Annotated in this window: 15 protein-coding genes; 7 read left to right on the top strand and 8 right to left on the bottom strand. The window is 60.1% G+C overall.

Going from position 1 to position 15,035, the window contains the following annotated elements; genetic code table 11:
• Nucleotides 1-66: 66 nt before the first annotated feature.
• Nucleotides 67-1,374, bottom strand: coding sequence for a CitMHS family transporter (locus tag ACQ4OB_RS11980; RefSeq protein WP_074872260.1), 1,308 nt, complete (start codon nucleotides 1,372-1,374; stop codon nucleotides 67-69).
• A gap of 319 nt (nucleotides 1,375-1,693) precedes the next feature.
• Between ACQ4OB_RS11980 and ACQ4OB_RS11975 the strand changes: the two genes are divergently transcribed.
• A complete protein-coding gene (locus tag ACQ4OB_RS11975; RefSeq protein ID WP_074872258.1) occupies nucleotides 1,694-2,095 on the top strand; it encodes a GFA family protein in 402 nt (133 codons plus the stop codon).
• 5 nt (nucleotides 2,096-2,100) lie between these two features.
• Here the strand turns inward: ACQ4OB_RS11975 and ACQ4OB_RS11970 are convergent, their stop codons facing one another.
• A complete protein-coding gene (locus ACQ4OB_RS11970; protein ID WP_074872256.1) occupies nucleotides 2,101-2,427 on the bottom strand; it encodes a DOPA 4,5-dioxygenase family protein in 327 nt (108 codons plus the stop codon).
• 82 nt (nucleotides 2,428-2,509) lie between these two features.
• Here ACQ4OB_RS11970 and ACQ4OB_RS11965 point away from each other — a divergent pair, with 82 nt between their 5' ends.
• On the top strand, nucleotides 2,510-3,181 hold the full coding sequence (locus ACQ4OB_RS11965; RefSeq protein WP_074872254.1) for an NAD(P)-dependent oxidoreductase: 672 nt from the start codon (nucleotides 2,510-2,512) through the stop codon (nucleotides 3,179-3,181).
• Here the strand turns inward: ACQ4OB_RS11965 and ACQ4OB_RS11960 are convergent.
• Nucleotides 3,168-4,118, bottom strand: a complete 951-nt coding sequence (locus ACQ4OB_RS11960) for a choline sulfate utilization transcriptional regulator (RefSeq protein WP_074872252.1) — start codon at nucleotides 4,116-4,118, stop codon at nucleotides 3,168-3,170. The two genes, ACQ4OB_RS11965 and ACQ4OB_RS11960, sit on opposite strands and share 14 nt — an antisense overlap.
• A 114-nt stretch (nucleotides 4,119-4,232) precedes the next feature.
• On the opposite strand from ACQ4OB_RS11960, the gene betC reads away from it, so the two are divergent.
• The 3 genes from betC (at nucleotide 4,233) to ACQ4OB_RS11945 (ending at nucleotide 8,424) form a co-directional block, all read left to right on the top strand.
• On the top strand, nucleotides 4,233-5,747 hold the full coding sequence (betC, locus tag ACQ4OB_RS11955; protein WP_074872250.1) for a choline-sulfatase: 1,515 nt from the start codon (nucleotides 4,233-4,235) through the stop codon (nucleotides 5,745-5,747).
• A gap of 16 nt (nucleotides 5,748-5,763) precedes the next feature.
• The gene (choX, locus tag ACQ4OB_RS11950) at nucleotides 5,764-6,684 is read left to right on the top strand and encodes a choline ABC transporter substrate-binding protein (RefSeq protein ID WP_076029164.1); all 921 of its coding nucleotides are present in this window, start codon (nucleotides 5,764-5,766) and stop codon (nucleotides 6,682-6,684) included.
• A 171-nt stretch (nucleotides 6,685-6,855) separates the two neighbouring features.
• Complete coding sequence (locus ACQ4OB_RS11945) at nucleotides 6,856-8,424, top strand: SulP family inorganic anion transporter (RefSeq protein ID WP_430955737.1); 1,569 nt, start codon at nucleotides 6,856-6,858, stop codon at nucleotides 8,422-8,424.
• 89 nt (nucleotides 8,425-8,513) lie between these two features.
• On the opposite strand, the gene aroE is transcribed toward ACQ4OB_RS11945, so the two are convergent.
• Both aroE and hemF read right to left on the bottom strand, forming a co-directional pair.
• Nucleotides 8,514-9,335, bottom strand: coding sequence for a shikimate dehydrogenase (aroE, locus tag ACQ4OB_RS11940; RefSeq protein ID WP_076029166.1), 822 nt, complete (start codon nucleotides 9,333-9,335; stop codon nucleotides 8,514-8,516).
• 13 nt (nucleotides 9,336-9,348) lie between these two features.
• Nucleotides 9,349-10,263, bottom strand: a complete 915-nt coding sequence (hemF, locus tag ACQ4OB_RS11935) for an oxygen-dependent coproporphyrinogen oxidase (RefSeq protein ID WP_008155665.1) — start codon at nucleotides 10,261-10,263, stop codon at nucleotides 9,349-9,351.
• A gap of 178 nt (nucleotides 10,264-10,441) precedes the next feature.
• Between hemF and ACQ4OB_RS11930 the strand changes: the two genes are divergently transcribed.
• Nucleotides 10,442-11,419: an NADPH:quinone reductase gene (locus ACQ4OB_RS11930; protein ID WP_074872244.1), complete on the top strand. Its 978-nt coding sequence runs from the start codon at nucleotides 10,442-10,444 to the stop codon at nucleotides 11,417-11,419.
• Nucleotides 11,420-11,535: 116 nt separating this feature from the next.
• On the opposite strand, the gene ACQ4OB_RS11925 is transcribed toward ACQ4OB_RS11930, so the two are convergent.
• From ACQ4OB_RS11925 to ACQ4OB_RS11915, 3 genes are all read right to left on the bottom strand, one after another.
• On the bottom strand, nucleotides 11,536-12,093 hold the full coding sequence (locus ACQ4OB_RS11925; protein ID WP_074872243.1) for an L-threonylcarbamoyladenylate synthase: 558 nt from the start codon (nucleotides 12,091-12,093) through the stop codon (nucleotides 11,536-11,538).
• 54 nt (nucleotides 12,094-12,147) lie between these two features.
• Complete coding sequence (gene dprA / locus ACQ4OB_RS11920) at nucleotides 12,148-13,248, bottom strand: DNA-processing protein DprA (protein WP_430955736.1); 1,101 nt, start codon at nucleotides 13,246-13,248, stop codon at nucleotides 12,148-12,150.
• Between the two features lie 79 nt (nucleotides 13,249-13,327).
• Nucleotides 13,328-14,353 (bottom strand): LysM peptidoglycan-binding domain-containing protein, encoded by a 1,026-nt coding sequence (locus ACQ4OB_RS11915; RefSeq protein WP_074872239.1) that lies wholly within the window; start codon nucleotides 14,351-14,353, stop codon nucleotides 13,328-13,330.
• Nucleotides 14,354-14,523: 170 nt separating this feature from the next.
• Here ACQ4OB_RS11915 and def point away from each other — a divergent pair, with 170 nt between their 5' ends.
• A complete protein-coding gene (gene def / locus ACQ4OB_RS11910) occupies nucleotides 14,524-15,030 on the top strand; it encodes a peptide deformylase (RefSeq protein ID WP_046056612.1) in 507 nt (168 codons plus the stop codon).
• Nucleotides 15,031-15,035 lie beyond the last annotated feature (5 nt).

Genomic DNA, 15,035 nt, shown 5'->3' with positions numbered 1-15,035 from the left:
TGTTAAACCACGAAGGGCCCAGGCTTCAAACAACAAAGCCTGGACCCGTCATGGTGAGTCTTGGGCTTATAGAGTGCTGAACAGCGGAAAAATCCCCATCAGCAAGGCGGCGACCAGTATGCACATGCAAACCAGTACTGCCCACTTCAGGGTGAAACGCTGGTGATCACCGAAGTCGATACCGGCCAGGGCCACCAACAGGTAGGTCGATGGTACCAGCGGGCTCAGCAAGTGGACGGGCTGACCGACGATCGAGGCACGTGCCATTTCAACCGCGGTTATACCGTAATGGCTGGCGGCTTCCGCAAGTACCGGTAACACGCCGTAATAAAATGCATCATTCGACATGAAGAACGTGAACGGCATGCTCACCAGTGCAGTGATCACCGCCAGGTACGGGCCGAGAAAGTCCGGGATGACCGCCAACAGGCTTTTCGACATCGCATCGACCATGCCGGTGCCCGTCAGGATACCGGTGAAGATACCGGCCGCGAAGATCAAGCCGACCACCGCCAGCACGCTACCGGCGTGGGCCGCGACGCGGTCCTTCTGCTGTTGCAGGCACGGGTAGTTGACGATCATCGCGATACTGAACGCCACCATGAACAGCACCGGCAGCGGCAACAGACCGGCGACCAGGGTGCACATCAGGGCCAGGGTCAGGGCGCCGTTGAACCAGATCAACTTCGGACGACGGGCATCCGGGAATTGCGAAACGCTGATTTCACTGTGATCGATTTCCTCGCCCACCAAGTGCAGCTCACCCAGGCGCGCACGTTCACGCTTGCCATAGAAGTAGGCAATCACGAGGATGGCCAGCACCCCGAAAGCCATCGCCGGAATCATCGGTACGAAGATGTCGGACGGGTCCACGTGCAGCGCACTGGCCGCACGAGCGGTCGGGCCGCCCCAGGGCGTCATGTTCATCACGCCACCGGCGAGGATGATCAAGCCGGCCATGATCCGCGGGCTCATGCCGATACGGGCGTAGAGCGGCAGCATGGCGGCCACGCAGATCATATAAGTGGTCGCGCCGTCCCCATCGAGGGAGACGACGAGCGCCAGTACGGCGGTGCCGACCGAAACTTTCAACGGGTCGCCCTTGACCAGTTTGAGGATCTTGCGCACGGCCGGGTCGAACAGGCCGGAATCGATCATCAGGGCGAAGTACAGAATGGCGAACATCAGCATCACACCGGTCGGTGCGAGCTTGGTGATGCCTTCGAGCATCATCGGGCCGATCTTCGGCGCAAAACCACCGAACAGAGCGAACAGGATCGGGATGATGATCAGAGCGATCAGCGCGGACAGGCGCTTGGTCATGATCAGGAACATGAACGTGATGACCATGGCAAAGCCAAGGAAAGTCAGCATGGGAATACTCCAGGCATAGCGCGGCTAGGGAATGGGCGAACCGGGTGGGTCAGCGCAGAACGGGAAGCACAAGGCGTATGGGTGGAGTGACAGCGAAGTGGCGGGTTGCAAAGGACATCAGGATCACCATTGTTGTTGTTAAATGGGCTGTGCGAGCGATAAAACACTGGCATTGGCCGACCGGTCTGTTGCCGGTAGTGGGGGCGATCCTAATCGGGGAAGCTTTCACCCAGCTTTCGCGGATGAAAGCATTGACCAGATGTGCAACCGGTCGTCGGGCGGGTTCAAAGTCCCTGAATACGGGGCAGGAGGACAAAACATGGGCGAAGTTCATACGGGCGGCTGCCACTGCGGACATCTGCGCTATCAATTCAGCGGGCCTTTGCGCGACATCGCCCATTGTCATTGTTCGATTTGTCGGCGGGTCAGCGGCGGGATCGTGACCACTTGGATCACCGTACCTGCGTCAGCCTTTGAATGGGTGAAAGGAACGCCAGCGCAGTACGACTCTTCAACAACCTGCGTGCGGTATTTCTGCGGCAACTGTGGGGCGCAGCTGGCGCTGGTCACCGACCTGAGCCCGGACAGCATCGACGTGACCATCGCCACCCTCGATCATCCCGAGCACGCACCCGCCCAAAGGCATATCTGGACTGACAACCGACTGCCCTGGCTGCACCTGGATGAACATTTGCCCGGCGAAGCCGAGGAACAGTTGTAAACTGATCAAAAAATAGACAGATCCAGTGGCCGAATCGCGCCCATCCAGATCGCGTGCTCAGTGTGGTCGAGCAGATCGTCGCCGGTGTCCGGGTGCAGGAACACCACCAAACCCTTGCGGTTGAGCGCAAGCCAGGGCAGCACGTCGCCGATGTATTGCGGCTCGAACGCCAACTGGCAGCTCCAGTCGGGGTGCGGGCCCACCGGGCGTTCATGGACGCGCCCCATCTTCACTGGAAACAATTGCGCTGCCTCCTCACACAAGGCTCGCGCCTGAGCAAGGGTGTTGGCGTCGAAGTAGACATGGGCGTGGTAGCCCTTGATCTGCTGCATTTGAAACCCTCTGAACCGAGTCGAACCGGCGTTGTTGCCCACAGGTCACACGCCATAAAGATAGGAAGAACGGAGCACGGCCATGAAAAATGCCGAAACCCCCGTAGTGAAAGTAGTGCTTTATGGTGCCATGAGTAGCCTGGGCAGTGCGCTAATGGCTGAAATGCTGCGGCGCCAACATGAAGTGATCGCCATTCTTGATGACCTGACAGCGCTCGCGCCGCGCCCGGGATTGCGCACCAAGACCGGTGATTTGTTCGACGCCAAGCGGGTCAAGCAGAGCGTCGCCGGATGTTCTGCGGTGATCTGCCTGCTGGATGCACCCGGATTGCCGATGAGCAGCGAGCACGTGGAAAAATCCATTGTGCCCGGCCCGGTCGAGCAAGTGCTCGCGGTGGACGCTCTGATCGATGGCATGCAGGCCTCAGGGATTGCCCGGCTGTTTCTGGTCGGTGATTTCGAGGCACTGGACGATCCGGAGATAGAAGATCGACTGCAACGCCACGCCGCCGAAGAAATCCGCGAGGCCCTGCAAAGCAGCACCTTGCACTGGACGCTGGTGAATGCGCCGCGCGGGGTGCCAGGGCTGACCATCGAGCATTTCAGCCACGTCAGCCGCAGCCTGGAGCCGGGCCTCGCCGAGCCGCTTGAACGGCTGAGCCGGGTGGCGGTGGGGATTGCCGATGAATTGCGGTTGAACCTGCATGTCGGCGAACACGTGACCTTTGTCGCGACCGAGGCTATACAGCAATAGACGGCAACGGTAAGCCATTGAGCGATTGCGCACTACTGGCCTGCTCGGCCATCAGCCAGTCCACGAACTGTTGAATCAGCGCACCACGCCGTTTCCGCTGGGGCAGGACCACGTAATAGCCGAGTTTGGAGATCACTGTTTCCGCGATCGGTCGGCACAACAAACCTTGCGCCAGCAAGTTATCCACAAGGTGCCGCCACCCAATCGCCACCCCTTGGCCGCCAATCGCGGCCTGGATCAGCAGCGTGTAATTGTCGAAGCGCAATTGCCCGGGCGCAGGTGCCGAAGCGATCCCCAACTCGCGAAACACGCCGCTCCAGTCGAACCAGTTGCTGCTGTTCTCGCCTCGAAGGTGCAGCAGCGGGAACTCGAGCAATGATTGGCAGGGCAAGGGCAGCGGACGATCCTTTAACAGCAGCGGGCTGCACACCGGAAACACTTCTTCGCTGAACAGCCAATGGCTTTCGCCCTGCTTGAATCGGCCATCCCCAAACAACACCGCCACATCGATATCGGTGCGCAGCATATTAAGGCTGCGTTCGCTGGTCACCAGGCTGACGTCCACCTGAGGATTGGCGGCATGGAAGCGGTGCAGGCGCGGCATCAGCCAATACGCGGCGAAGGCGAAATCGGTGGCGACCTGCAACACTTCATGTTGGTGCTGTGTGCTGATTGCGCTCAATCCTGCATCGATATTCTGCAATCCGAGCTGAACCTGCTCAAACAGGATGGTCCCGGCCTCGGTCAGTTCGATGCCGCGATAGATCCGGTCAAACAGCCGCGTCCCGAGTTGCTCTTCCAACCGTTTGATCTGCTGGCTGATGGCCGGTTGCGTGGTGCCGAGCTCCACCGCGGCCGCCGTGAAGCTGCGCTGACGGGCCGCCGCTTCAAAGGCGCGAAGCAAATCCAGAGACAAATCACCAAGGGCGTCATACATAAGCTGTGCTTATCCTAGTCATTGCCGTGCATGGGCTTTACCACAAATTGCTTGGGCTACATGCTCGATCGCAGCACTTTCGCATAAATATTCACTATGGAATGCCGCGATCACATGAAGCGCAAGAATATTCTTTTCATCATGGCCGATCAGATGGCCGCGCCAATGTTGCCGTTCTACGGCCCTTCGCCCATCAAACTGCCGAATCTCAGCCGCCTCGCCGCCGAAGGCGTGGTATTCGACGCCGCGTATTGCAACAGCCCATTGTGCGCGCCGTCGCGTTTTACCCTGGTCAGCGGTCAGTTACCGAGCAAGATCGGCGCCTACGACAACGCGGCCGATTTCCCCGCCGACGTACCGACTTATGCCCACTACTTGCGTCGACTCGGCTACCGCACCGCGCTGTCGGGCAAGATGCATTTCTGCGGACCGGATCAGTTGCATGGTTATGAAGAACGCCTGACCAGCGACATTTACCCGGCCGATTACGGTTGGTCTGTGAACTGGGACGAGCCAGACGTGCGTCCAACCTGGTTTCACAATATGTCATCGGTGTTGCAGGCCGGGCCGTGCGTACGCACCAATCAGTTGGATTTCGACGAAGAGGTGGTGTTCAAGGCCCAACAGTACCTGTTCGATCATATCCGCGAGGATGGCGATCAGCCGTTTTGCCTGACCGTTTCGATGACTCACCCACACGACCCGTACACCATTCCCAAGGCTTTCTGGGACCTGTACGACGATGCCGATATCCCGTTGCCCGAAACCCCGGCGCAGGCTGAACTGGATCCGCACTCCCAGCGTTTACTCAAGGTTTACGACCTGTGGGACAAACCGCTGCCTGTGGATAAGATTCGCGATGCGCGCCGTGCGTACTTCGGTGCGTGCAGCTATATAGACAGTAATGTCGGCAAGCTCCTGCAAACACTCGAGGAAACCGGCCTGATCGAGGACACCATCATCGTCTTCTCCGGCGACCATGGCGACATGCTCGGCGAGCGTGGGCTCTGGTACAAGATGCACTGGTTCGAAATGGCCGCCCGCGTGCCGCTGTTGATCAGTGCGCCAGGACAATTCGGGGCTGGCCGGGTCAGCGCGGCGGTCTCGACTGCCGATCTGTTGCCGACCTTCGTCGAACTGGCCGGTGGGTCGCTGGAGCCTGGGTTGCCGCTGGATGGCCGCTCGCTGGTCTCGCACCTGCAAGGGCAGGGTGGTCACGACGAGGTCTTCGGCGAGTACATGGCTGAAGGCACCATCAGCCCGCTGATGATGATTCGCCGTGGCAACTACAAATTCATCTACAGCGAAGACGACCCTTGCCTACTCTTCGACGTACACAACGATCCGCGCGAACTGGAAGAACTCAGCCAATCGCCACAACATCAGTCGCTTTTCGATGAATTTCTCGCCGAAGCCCGGGCCAAATGGGATATCCCGGCGATCCATCAACAGGTGCTCGCCAGCCAGCGGCGCCGACGTTTTGTCGCCGAGGCATTAACCATCGGCAAGTTGAAGAGCTGGGATCACCAGCCGCTGGTGGACGCCAGTCAGCAGTACATGCGCAACCACATCGACCTCGACGATCTGGAGCGTAAAGCACGTTATCCACAACCCTGCCAAAACCAATAATGTTAAGGGGAATGCCATGCGTAGGTTATCCACAGCAATGACGGTCGGGCTTCTGGCTCTGGGCAGTGCATCGGCGTATGCCGAGCAGAGTTGCGAGACGGTAAAAATGGCCGACCCTGGCTGGAGCGACATTGCCGCCACCAACGCCATCACCGGGTTTCTGCTGGACGGCATGGGTTACAAGGCCAAGGTCGACACGCTTGCAGTGCCGATCACCTTTGGCGGCTTGAAAGATGGCCAGGTCGACGTGTTTCTCGGTAACTGGATGCCGGCGCAACAGGGTTTCTACGACAAATTCGTGGCCACCGGCGATGTCACGCAACTGGCGAAGAACCTCGACGGCACCGAATTCACCCTCGCGGTCCCGGATTACGTCTGGGACGCGGGTGTGCGTAATTTTTCCGACCTGAACAAATACGCCGACAAGTTCGACAAGAAAATCTACGGCATTGGCTCCGGCGCTCCTGCCAACATCTCCTTGCAGGAAATCATCAAGAAGAACGACTTCGACATGGGCCAGTGGAAACTGGTCGAGTCCAGCGAGCAGGCAATGCTGGCCGAAGTGTCTCGCGCGGTGAAAAAACAGAAGTTCGTGACCTTCCTCGGCTGGACCCCGCACCCGATGAACGTGCAACTGAAGATGCATTACCTCAAAGGTGGCGAGAAGTACTTCGGCGACACCGGCAGCGTTTATACCCTGACCCGCAAAGGTTATGCACAGGCCTGCCCGAATGTCGGCAAACTGCTCACCAACCTGAGTTTCACCCAGGAAATGGAGAACAGCATCATGGCCGAGGTGGTGAACAAGAAGGTCAGCAACGCTGATGCGGCCAAGGCCTGGATCAAGGCGAATCCGGCGGTGCTGGATAAATGGCTGGATGGGGTGAAGACAGTGGATGGGAAGGATGCGTTGGGGGCCGTCAAAGCCAAACTCTGAATCCCTGCCGCCGATCGTTCCCACGCTCTGCGTGGGAATGCCGCAATGGACGCTCCGCGTCCGCTCGGTAATGTGACGCGGAGCGTCACGGGATGCATTCTCACGCGGAGCGTGGGAACGATCAACGGCTAGTCCTGCTACCCTTGCGCAAAATCCCACCCGAGAGGACCCATGGCCTTCCCCAGCCGCCATTCACTCTTCCCTTTCCTGACCTGGATGCCCCGGCAAACCCGCGCCAGTGTCGGTCGTGACCTGATTGTCGGCCTCAGCGGTGCGATTCTCGCGTTGCCGCAATCCATTGCCTACGCGCTAATCGCCGGCCTCCCACCTGAATACGGCCTGTACGCGGCGATTATTCCGGTGCTGATCGCCTGTCTCTGGGGTTCTTCGTGGCACTTGATCTGCGGTCCTACGGCGGCGATTTCTATCGTCCTGTACGCCAGCGTCAGTCCGCTGGCCGTTCCGGCGTCAGAGGACTACGTCACCCTGATCCTGTTGCTGACGCTGCTTGCCGGCATTTTCCAGTGGCTGCTCGGTTTGCTGCGCTTCGGCGCCTTGGTCAATTTCGTCTCGCACTCGGTGGTGCTGGGTTTCACCCTCGGCGCGGCGGTGGTGATTGCCATCGGTCAACTGCCGAATCTGCTGGGGTTGGAGTTACCCAACCAGGCCACAGCGCTGAACAGCTTGGTGACGCTCTTCAGTCACCTCGGCGAAGTGGACAAACCGTCGCTGATGCTGGGCCTGGCGACGGTCCTCGTCGGCGTCATCCTCAAATTGCTCCTGCCGCGCTGGCCGACGCTATTGATCACCCTGGTGCTGAGCGGATTGCTGGTCTGGCTTTGGCCATCGATGTTCGGCCATGTGCAATTGGTCAGCGCATTTGTCGGGCGGCTGCCGCCTTTCAGCCCGCTGCCGCTGGATCTGGAGCTGATTCTACGTTTGCTACCCAGTGCAGTGGCGGTGGGCATGCTCGGGCTGGTCACCAGCCTGTCGATTGCCCGATCCTTGTCGGCCCGCTCCCAGCAGTTGCTCGACGCCAACCAAGAGGTCCGCGCCCAGGGTTTATCGAACATGGTCGGAGCGTTTTTTTCCGGATCGCTGTCAGCCGGTTCCTTCACCCGCTCCGGCCTGAGCTACGAAGCAGGCGCCTGTTCGCCGTTGGCCGGGGTTTTTTCGGCGATGTGGGTGGCGCTGTTCGCCATCTTCGGCGCGAATTTGATCGCGCACATTCCGATCCCGGCCATGGCCGGCAGCATTCTGTTGATCGCCTGGGGGCTAGTGGATCATCGCGGCATTCGCGCGTTGTTGCGGGTCAGCCGCGCCGAATTCCTGGTCATGGCGCTGACCTGCGTCGCCACACTACTGCTGGAATTGCAGACCGCGATCTACGCCGGGGTGCTGGCTTCGCTGTTCTTCTACCTCAAACGCACCTCGCAACCGCGGGTGCAGCATTGGCAGGATGGGGATGAAGACATTCTGCGGGTGGGCGGCTCGATCTTTTTCGGCGCCAGCCATTACCTGCAAGTACGCCTGCAACGGATGCACGGCGCGCGCGTGGTGATCGAAGCGCAGCAGATCAACTTCATCGACTATTCAGGTGTGGAGATGCTGCACCAGGAAGCGCGGCGGCTATTGCGCCAGGATCGCAGCCTGACCCTGCGGCGCGCGCGACCGCAGGTGGTGGAGGAATTGAGGAAGCTGGAAGGGGCGGAGAAGTGCCCGATCCGGTTTGAGGACTGATCTAAATCGGTGTCGCAGCCATCGCGAGCAGGCTCGCTCCCACAGGTTTTCGGTGATCCCCTGTGGGAGCGAGCCTGCTCGCGATGCTTTTAAAGGGCCAACTGCCGACGCAACTCGGCCAGCACCGGCGCCGTATCCGGGCGCACACCGCGCCACAGGAAGAAGGCTTCTGCCGCTTGTTCAGCGAGCATTCCCAACCCATCCATCGACACCGCCGCGCCATGTTCACTGGCCCAACGGCAGAACGAGGTCGGCTCCTTGCCATACATCATGTCGTAGCACACCGTTTTGCCCGGCTCGATCAAACTGCTCGCAATCGGCGGTACATCCCCTGACAGGCTGGCGGACGTCGCGTTGATGATCAGGTCCACCGATTCCTTCAACCAATCAAAACCACTGGCCGACACCGGCCCCAGGTCCGCGAATAATTCCGCTAACAGTTCGGCTTTTTCCACCGTGCGGTTGGCGATGATCACCGAGGCGGGTTGCTCGGCCAGCAGCGGCTCCAGCGCGCCGCGCACCGCGCCACCGGCACCAAGCAGCAGGATGCGTTTGCCCTTGAGGCTGAAACCGGCGTTGACCGTCAGGTCCCGCACCAGCCCGGCGCCATCGGTGTTGTCACCCAGCAGGCCGCCATCAGCGAGTTTGCTCAGGGTATTCACCGCACCGGCGCGTTGCGCCCGCGCCGTCAGACTGTTCGCCAGACGATAGGCTTCTTCCTTGAATGGCACTGTCACATTCGCCCCGCGGCCTTCGAGGAAAAACGTCCGGGCGCAGGTGGAAAAATCGTCGAGGGGCGCCAGCAACGTGCTGTAGTCCAGTTTCTGAGCCGTCTGCTCGGCGAACAGACGGTGGATCAGCGGCGACTTGCTGTGGCCAATCGGGTTACCGAATACGACGTAACGGTCCATCAGGATTCCTCGTTCAGGCCTTGGCCAACCAATCGCGGTCTTGCAGGAAGTACTCGGTCAGCCGCGCTTCTTCGCTGCCCGGCTCGGCTTTCCAATCGTAACTCCAGCGTACTTGCGGCGGCAGGGACATCAGGATCGACTCGGTGCGCCCGCCCGATTGCAGACCGAACAGCGTGCCACGATCGTAGACCAGGTTGAATTCAACGTAGCGCCCACGGCGGAATTCCTGGAACTCACGCTGTTTGGCGGTAAACGCATCGTTTTTGCGGCGCTGCACGATCGGCAGGTAAGCGTCGATGAACGCGTCACCGATGGCACGCATGAAGGCGAAACTGGTGTCGAAGTCCCACTCGTTCAAATCATCAAAGAACAGCCCGCCGATACCGCGTGGCTCGTGGCGATGCTTGATGTGGAAATAGCTGTCGCACCAGGCTTTGTAGCGCGAGTAGACGTCCGGACCGAACGGCGCGCAGGCCTGCTCGGCGACGCGGTGCCAATGCACGCAGTCTTCTTCATTGCCGTAGTAAGGGGTCAGGTCGAAGCCACCGCCAAACCACCACACCGGTTCTTCGCCTTCTTTTTCAGCGATGAAAAAGCGCACGTTGGCGTGGGACGTCGGCACATGCGGGTTGTGCGGGTGAATGACCAAAGACACGCCGAGGGCTTCGAAGCCACGGCCGGCCAGTTCTGGTCGATGGGCGCTGGCGGACGGTGGGAGGCCGCTGCCGAAGACGTGGGAAAAGTTGACGCCGCCCTTTTCGATGACCGCGCCGTTTTCGATCACCCGGGTGCGACCGCCACCGCCGGCAGGCCGGGTCCAGGCGTCTTCGACGAACTGCGTGCCGCCGTCTTCAGCTTCGAGGGCCGCGCAAATGCGGTCTTGCAGGTCGAGCAGGTAGGCTTTTACGGCCTCGGTGCGGGTCGTCATGTCATCACCTTGAATCGGGCAAAGCTACGCGGCGCTCCATGGGAGCGGGGCCGGCGCAAATGGGCGCGTAGCATAACATCGCAGATGGGCCTGCCGCAGTTGACGAAGATCAAGCATGGGAGTTCGATAGGGAGCTTCGCGCTACAACTCCAGTAGCCAAGACCTAAGGAGAGTTCTGATGGCTAAGCGTATCCAGTTCCGCGCCCATGGCGGCCCCGACGTACTCGAGCATGTCGATTACCAACCCGCCGAGCCCGGCCCGCAGCAGGTTCGCGTGACCAACAAGGCCATCGGCCTGAATTTCATCGACACCTATTACCGCAGCGGTCTCTATGCACCCCCAGCCCTGCCATCGGGTGTGGGCTCGGAAGGTGCAGGCGTGGTCGAGGCGGTGGGCAGTGAAGTCACCCGGTTCAAAGTGGGAGATCGCGTGGCGTACGGCAGCGGTCCGTTGGGCGCCTACAGCGATGTTCATGTGTTGCCGGAAGCCAATCTGGTGCATCTGCCGGACGCGATCAGCTTCGAACAGGCCGCCGGGGTCATGCTCAAGGGCCTGACCGTGCAGTACCTGCTGCGTCAGACCTATGAATTCAAGGGTGGCGAAACCATTCTGTTTCACGCCGCGGCCGGTGGCGTCGGCTCCCTGGCTTGCCAATGGGCCAAGGCCTTGGGCGTGAAGTTGATCGGCACGGTCAGCTCACCGGAAAAAGCCGCACTGGCCAAGGCCAACGGCGCTTGGGCGACCATCGATTACAGCCACGAAGACGTCGCACAACGCGTACTGGAATTGACTGACGGGAAAAAAGTCCCGGTGGTGTACGACGGCGTGGGCAAGGACACTTGGCTGACTTCGCTTGATAGCGCGGCGCCTCGCGGCATGGTGGTGAGCTTCGGCAATGCGTCGGGTGCGGTAGACGGGGTGAACCTGGGCATTCTGTCGGCGAAGGGTTCGCTGTACGTGACCCGCCCGACCCTGGCGACTTACGCCAACAATGCCGAGAACCTGCAGCGTATGGCGGATGAGCTGTTCGAGATGATCATCAGCGGCAAGCTGAACGTGGACATCAGCCAGAAGTACCCATTGGCCGAAGCGGCGAAGGCGCAGACCGAGTTGTCGGCGCGACGTACGACTGGCTCGACTGTTTTGTTGCCCTGAGGACGCCATCGCGAGCAGGCTCGCTCCCACATTGGATCGGCGTCGAACACGAAATCCGTGTTCACTGAAAATCTAATGTGGGAGCGAGCCTGCTCGCGATTGGCTGCGCCGCGGTGTCAGTCCGGGCGCACAACGTGACCAGTCGCCAGATCGCGGATCACGCTCGGGTTCTTGCGGCCACCGAGGTTACCGCCGAGCACCAAATCAACCTGCCCACGGAAATACTGCTCCACGCGAATCCGTGTGCGCGCCGCCGGCCGGCCCTGTGGGTTGGCCGAGGTCGACACCAGCGGCCCGACCAAGGCACACAAATCCCGCACCTGCGGATGATCGCTGACCCGCAATGCCACCGTTTCATGCACGCCGGTAATCCACTGCGGCAACATATTCTGATGCGGCACCAGCCAGGTGTTCGGCCCTGGCCAGGTGCTGGCCATGCGGTCCATCCACAATTCAGGAAAGTCTTCGAAGAGGAAGTCGAACTGGCGAATGTTGTCGGCCACCAGAATCAACCCTTTTTCCACCGACCGCCCCTTGATCGCCAGCAGGCGATAGACCGCCTCTTCGTCCCACGGGTCGCAACCCAGACCCCAGACCGCTTCGGTTGGGTAGGCAATCACCGCGCCTGCGCGAATGGCTCGTGCGGCTTGTTGCACACGCCAACTGTTGACCATGAAAAACTCTCCGGAATAAGGCTCTGCGCAGTTTACCGATCTTCCTTATAAAACCTAGCTCACCCGCGCAAACCAACGCCCGCTTTCGCAGACTGCCCGGCCGTCCATTTCCAGCTCGGTCAACGCTGCCAGCACTTTCGGCAAGGCCCAGCCGCTGGTGACGGACAACGCTTCACTGGTGTGTGGCGCGGCATGCAGCAGCATGAGCAACGGATGTGTCACCGCAGGTGTCGCTGTGGATAACGGCAACTGCTGCCAGCCACGCAATGCTTCAAGGATATGCTCGATGGTTTCCACCAGCACCGCGCCGTCGCGAATCAGCTGATGACAACCCTTTGCGCCCGGGTGATGAATCGACCCGGGGATCGCATACACCTCGCGCCCTTGTTCCGCCGCCAGCCTCGCGGTGATCAACGAACCGCTGGCGACACTCGCCTCGACCACCAGTACGCCCAGGGATAAACCACTGATGATCCGATTGCGCCGGGGGAAGTTACTGGCGGTCGGCCCGGCGTCCAGCGGAAACTCCGAAAGCACTGCGCTGCCCGAGGCGATCATGGCGTCTGCCAGCCGTCGATTGCGCTGTGGATAAAACTTTTCAAGTCCCGTGCCAAGTACACCGACCGTTCGACCGCCCACGTCCAAAGCGGCTTGATGGGCGGCGGCATCAATGCCCAGCGCCAGGCCGCTGGTAATGACAAAACCGGCACCGGCCAGACTGCGGGAAAAAGCCGCTGCGGTGTCCATGCCCGGCCGCGAAGCGCGACGGCTGCCGACCATCGCCAGTTGCGGCTTTTCCAGAATGCCGGGATCGCCCGCCACGAATAACAGCGGCGGCGCATCACTGATTTCCGCCAGCAGTGCCGGGTAGTCAGGTTGGTCCCACATCAATAAATGCTGGCCCTGGCGCTCTAACCAGGCCAATGCATGGCTCGCGCCATCACGGATTTCACTGGAGCGCCTGGCCTCTGCGCAAGCGAGGGGCAAACCCAGCGAACGCCAGGCACTGGCCGGCGCGCTGATAGCCTTGGACGCCGAGCCGAAGGCCTCAAGCAATTTCTTGAAACGCACAGGACCGAGTTCCGGCAGGCGATGCAAACGTAAACGAGCTTCCAGTTCCGCAGGGGAAACCGGTGCAAAAGCAGACAGCGACATGGATCATCCTTGATCGTTATGAGCCCCGTTCAAACGGGAATAAGCTGTGGATAACTCTGTTGGTAACTTGTGGAGCCTGTTAAGGATTTCGCACCTTGTCCAGCACCGCCAGGGAGCGTGATGCATTGAGCACCAGACCGTAGCTGAGCTTGTCGTAGGTGCGGAAAACCATCAGCAGACCGGCGCGCTCATCCGGGATTTTCAGTGGTTGACCGGTGATCCGGTCCCGCACGGTCTCGCCGGTCTTCATCACCACCAAGACGTTGCCTTCGACCAGGCCATCGCGCTGACCCTTGTTCAGCGTGACCACATCCAGCGCGCCAATTTGGGTAACCCCGCGCGGCACGTCGATGATCAGCCCATTGATCTCGGTTTTTGGCGCACTGGGCATGAAGGCCGAGTTGATGGAGCGCTCTTCACCGCTGAACAAGCGGTCGCCGAGGCGAACTTCCTGAGTGGTGCGTTGCAGCGCCAGGGTAGCAACGTCGCCTTCGGTGGCCACAATTTCGCCACCGCCGATGTCGTCGGCATTGATCCCCAAAAATTCCTTAGTGTCAGGATCGGTATAGACCTTGCCCTGACGGAAGATGCCGTAAACCGGTTGAGCCAGATCGAAATGGCCGCGAGCGAAGATTCGGTCACCGGTGCCACTGAGTACGCGTTCGGCATCGCCGGCGACGATGTAAGGCGCCTTGTCGAAATCCTCGACCTTGTCGACGATGCGGTTGCTCAGCAGAAAGCTGTTGATCGATTGCAGTGGAATGCTCGGGATCGCATCGGCAACCGGGCTGCTGCGGATGCGTGGCGACAGCTTGATGGTGCCCCTGGAAGCGCCGCGGTTGAGGGTCAGACGCGGCTGCCCGTTGACATAGACCAACGACAGTGAGTCGCCGGGGTAGATGAGATTGGGGTTTTCGATCTGTGGATTGGCCTGCCAGAGCTCCGGCCATTTCCACGGCTCACGAAGGTATTTCCCGGATATGTCCCAGAGTGTGTCACCGGATACCACGGTGTATTGCTGTGGAAAACCTTCCCTGAGTTGCACTTGCCCGTGCGCAAAACCGGCCGAGGCCAGAAGGAGCAAGGCGAGTAGTGATTTCCTCATGCGGTGAATCCCTTTATTATGTGCATTCGCGTAGAACGCCAGAGCCCTCGTGGCTCGCTCCTGACCCTTTACCAAAAGAGAAGGAGCTACGTTTTACAACGGTAGCCTGCATCTTCGGACCCGCCAGGCCATCGACCCGACATTACCTCACATGTGCAGCAATTGAGCTTATGGCCATTTTAGACATCCTCGAATTCCCCGATTCGCGCCTGCGCACTATCGCCAAACCAGTGGCCGTAGTGGACGACGAAGTGCGCCAGTTGGTCGATGACATGTTTGAAACAATGTATGAAGCGCCAGGCATCGGCCTCGCCGCGACCCAGGTCAACGTGCACAAACGTATCGTCGTGATGGACCTCTCCGAAGACCGCAGCGAACCACGGGTGTTCATCAACCCCGAGTTCGAAACCCTGACCGACGAGATGGAGCAATACCAGGAAGGCTGCCTCTCGGTGCCGGGCTTCTACGAAAACGTCGATCGCCCACAGAAGGTCAAGATCAAGGCCCTGGACCGCGACGGCCAGCCTTACGAACTGATCGCCGAAGGCCTGCTCGCCGTGTGCATCCAGCATGAATGCGACCACCTGAATGGCAAATTGTTCGTCGACTACCTGTCCAATCTCAAACGCGACCGAATCAAGAAGAAACTGGAAAAGCTCCATCGCCAGAACGCTTGATGCCC

It is taken from the genome of Pseudomonas sp. ES4 (genome assembly GCF_050586665.1).
Taxonomy (GTDB): domain Bacteria; phylum Pseudomonadota; class Gammaproteobacteria; order Pseudomonadales; family Pseudomonadaceae; genus Aquipseudomonas; species Aquipseudomonas frederiksbergensis.
This window is presented reverse-complemented; position numbering and strand designations above follow the sequence as displayed.

What these genes read in the sequence shown, in the direction of transcription:
- ACQ4OB_RS11980 (WP_074872260.1), bottom strand. Translation starts at nt 1,374, where the DNA reads ATGCTGACTTTCCTTGGCTTTGCCATGGTCATCACGTTCATGTTCCTG.
- ACQ4OB_RS11975 (WP_074872258.1), top strand. Translation starts at nt 1,694, where the DNA reads ATGGGCGAAGTTCATACGGGCGGCTGCCACTGCGGACATCTGCGCTAT.
- ACQ4OB_RS11970 (WP_074872256.1), bottom strand. Translation starts at nt 2,427, where the DNA reads ATGCAGCAGATCAAGGGCTACCACGCCCATGTCTACTTCGACGCCAAC.
- ACQ4OB_RS11965 (WP_074872254.1), top strand. Translation starts at nt 2,510, where the DNA reads ATGAAAAATGCCGAAACCCCCGTAGTGAAAGTAGTGCTTTATGGTGCC.
- ACQ4OB_RS11960 (WP_074872252.1), bottom strand. Translation starts at nt 4,118, where the DNA reads ATGTATGACGCCCTTGGTGATTTGTCTCTGGATTTGCTTCGCGCCTTT.
- betC (WP_074872250.1), top strand. Translation starts at nt 4,233, where the DNA reads ATGAAGCGCAAGAATATTCTTTTCATCATGGCCGATCAGATGGCCGCG.
- choX (WP_076029164.1), top strand. Translation starts at nt 5,764, where the DNA reads ATGCGTAGGTTATCCACAGCAATGACGGTCGGGCTTCTGGCTCTGGGC.
- ACQ4OB_RS11945 (WP_430955737.1), top strand. Translation starts at nt 6,856, where the DNA reads ATGGCCTTCCCCAGCCGCCATTCACTCTTCCCTTTCCTGACCTGGATG.
- aroE (WP_076029166.1), bottom strand. Translation starts at nt 9,335, where the DNA reads ATGGACCGTTACGTCGTATTCGGTAACCCGATTGGCCACAGCAAGTCG.
- hemF (WP_008155665.1), bottom strand. Translation starts at nt 10,263, where the DNA reads ATGACGACCCGCACCGAGGCCGTAAAAGCCTACCTGCTCGACCTGCAA.
- ACQ4OB_RS11930 (WP_074872244.1), top strand. Translation starts at nt 10,442, where the DNA reads ATGGCTAAGCGTATCCAGTTCCGCGCCCATGGCGGCCCCGACGTACTC.
- ACQ4OB_RS11925 (WP_074872243.1), bottom strand. Translation starts at nt 12,093, where the DNA reads ATGGTCAACAGTTGGCGTGTGCAACAAGCCGCACGAGCCATTCGCGCA.
- dprA (WP_430955736.1), bottom strand. Translation starts at nt 13,248, where the DNA reads ATGTCGCTGTCTGCTTTTGCACCGGTTTCCCCTGCGGAACTGGAAGCT.
- ACQ4OB_RS11915 (WP_074872239.1), bottom strand. Translation starts at nt 14,353, where the DNA reads ATGAGGAAATCACTACTCGCCTTGCTCCTTCTGGCCTCGGCCGGTTTT.
- def (WP_046056612.1), top strand. Translation starts at nt 14,524, where the DNA reads ATGGCCATTTTAGACATCCTCGAATTCCCCGATTCGCGCCTGCGCACT.